2 protein-coding genes are annotated in these 2,406 nt (G+C 65.2%); both read right to left on the bottom strand.

The window, feature by feature from the left end:
• Positions 1-351: 351 nt before the first annotated feature.
• Positions 352-1,023: a transposase gene (locus WAW85_RS03880; RefSeq protein ID WP_422558333.1), complete on the bottom strand. Its 672-nt coding sequence runs from the start codon at positions 1,021-1,023 to the stop codon at positions 352-354.
• A 258-nt stretch (positions 1,024-1,281) separates the two neighbouring features.
• Positions 1,282-2,097, bottom strand: coding sequence for a hypothetical protein (locus tag WAW85_RS03875; RefSeq protein ID WP_422558332.1), 816 nt, complete (start codon positions 2,095-2,097; stop codon positions 1,282-1,284).
• Positions 2,098-2,406 lie beyond the last annotated feature (309 nt).

Below are 2,406 nucleotides of genomic sequence, written 5' to 3'. Positions count from 1 at the left end.
CTCCTGGGCGGCTATCGGCCTGGCCCTCGACACCACCCGGCAAGCCGCCTACCAAAGGTTCGGGGCCACTAAGTAGGCCACAGCGCACCAGTCCCGAATGCCTCGACATTCGTTCCGGGGTTGAAGCATCCCGGGCGAACCTCAAGCCGTGTCAGAGCGCGGTGAGGTCTAGCCTCGATTTTTCACGGGCGGCTGGCCCTGCCCTCGGAGTGCTCCGGTCCTGAGCTGATCGGGTCTTCTGCGACGTGCGGGTAGGCGGTCACGCCGCAGGGTCGCCTGCGGGTGACGCCGGGTTCCACGTCCCGGTCGGTGTTCTCCTTCCTGGGGTTGATCGAGCATGGGTCCTGGCGGTCAGGAAATCGCGCGGACCCGGTTGAATGCGGTGGCGAGTTCGCGTGCCCAGGGCCAGGTTTCGGGTATCCGCAGGATCTGCTTGCGGGAGCGTTTGATGATCCGGGCACCGGTGTGCAGCAACCGGTAGCGCAGGGTCTGGGGTTCGGCGACCGCCAGCGGACCGTCCAACAGCAGCAGGCGGGTCCAGCACAGCAGGTCGCAGGCGATGGCGGCTGCGAGGACCCAGGCGGAGTTGATGGCGAACGAACTCGACGGCCACCGGGCGAGACCGGTGTCCTTGGCGCAGCGAATGAAGCCTTCGACGCGGGCGTGGACGCGGTGGCGGGCCTCGAGCTTCTGGATCCGACCGCCTGCGGTGTTGGTGGCCAGCGGTTGGTACCGGTGGCCGTTGCTCTGCTCGAACAGGGACAGCTGTTTGCCTTCCTGGACGGGTTCGCGCCGGACGAGGATCCGCATTCCGGCAGCCCAGGTGCCCAGTTTGTCTCCGGAGTAGCTCTCGCGGAGCAGCCCGGTGACCTCGGCGATCGCCGCGTCGTCGCGGGCAGCGCCCGTCGCGTCGAGGGCCGGCACCCACACCTCGTCGGGGAGCAGGGTGATCGCGTTGCGGACGCGGGCGTCGAGGTCGAAGCCGACCGAGATATCGCGGTGAATCGCCTCGACGCGATGCAAGAGAAGTTGACTGCTCTGTTGCGTGAGATTCAGTAGCGGTATCTGAGTTGCACGCCCGCACCGTACAAGCACCCACCGACACACACCGCTCGAGGGCTCGGCCATCCCGGCCGTGAACGACCGGGCTTACACCGAAGGTAGTGCGGTCACCGACGATGTCACGGGCCGTAAGCGTCGGCACGCAACCAGCGGACGGTGCACGCATCCACCGGGGCACGTTCCCCGACGCGGATCTGGGAGCGGCTACGAACCCCTGGATCAGTCGGCCAGGCCGAAGGGAACGACGACGACCGCACCGCGCCCGCCGACGAAGATTTCGACCCCGGCCGCGAAGGCCCCGTAACGCCGGGACTCCGGCAGTTTGCCGTAGTCGTCGTCGGAAAACTCGACGCCGAACTGGTCTCTCGCTGCCCAGCAGCGGGTCATGCTCAGCCGTCCTCCGGCCGGCATGGCTGTATCGCCGTTGACTGCATCGTCACCGCTGCTGTCATAGGCATGGCCTCCCTCGACCGTCTCGCCGAGTTCGGCGAATTTCACACCCGACGAGGTTGTCGTGAGCGTGCCTTTCTCGTAGGTCAGCCCCGGGAGTCCGTACTCGACCTTCTCGCTGACCGGCAACCATTCCACCATGTCGAGCAGCTCACCATCGCCGGTCGCGTACTGATTGATCTCACGTAGATGGATCGACGGATGTATCCCCAAGGTGACTGCGCTCGGCAGGTATGCCGTCCAGTCTGTGCCGTCCTTCTTCTCTCCCGAGAACACCGACAGGGGAGGGATGTTGTTCACCACATCGAAGTCCATGCAGATGTAGGCATCGCCGAGGGTACGTGCGTTGTCGACCGTGATCGTGACTGCCGGTTTCCAATCGCGATGCGTTTCGATCGATTCTCGAAGGAGATCATCGAATACATCGACACCCGAAGGGTTTGGGGCCTTGAGCTGGATGTTCGGATCGGTCATGTCCAGATGTACGGTCCTGCCGTACTCGATCACAGTTGCCGAGTCGGTCAACTCGCCTATCCGATCGGTTGCGAGTCGAGCGAGGTCGGCGCCGGCGTCCTGCCCGGTCACCGACTCGCCCTCGGCGATGGCGGTGCCGCCGGTAGCCGAACCGCACCCGGTCAGAGTCACGGCGGTAGCGGTCGCCGCCGCCAGGACAGCGCAACTGGCGCGGAACGCACGCATGAACGGTCAACTCCTCGAATGTGGTGGTCACCACCGGCCGGGACGGCAGGTGGTGTCGGATGCAAAATTTGACGTCCTCCCCGGCCTGAAGGCCAGGGATTCCTACCAGCACCCGTACAGGCACTCTCGGTGGGTTCCTGTTTCACAGAGTCGCGCTCCTCGCTAAGCGGGAAGACTGACCGTCTCTCCGCAAGC

The organism is Gordonia sp. (in: high G+C Gram-positive bacteria), from assembly GCF_049299075.1.
Taxonomy (GTDB): domain Bacteria; phylum Actinomycetota; class Actinomycetes; order Mycobacteriales; family Mycobacteriaceae; genus Gordonia.
The sequence above is the reverse complement of the archived record's forward strand: the minus strand, read 5'-3'. Positions and strand labels throughout refer to the sequence as shown.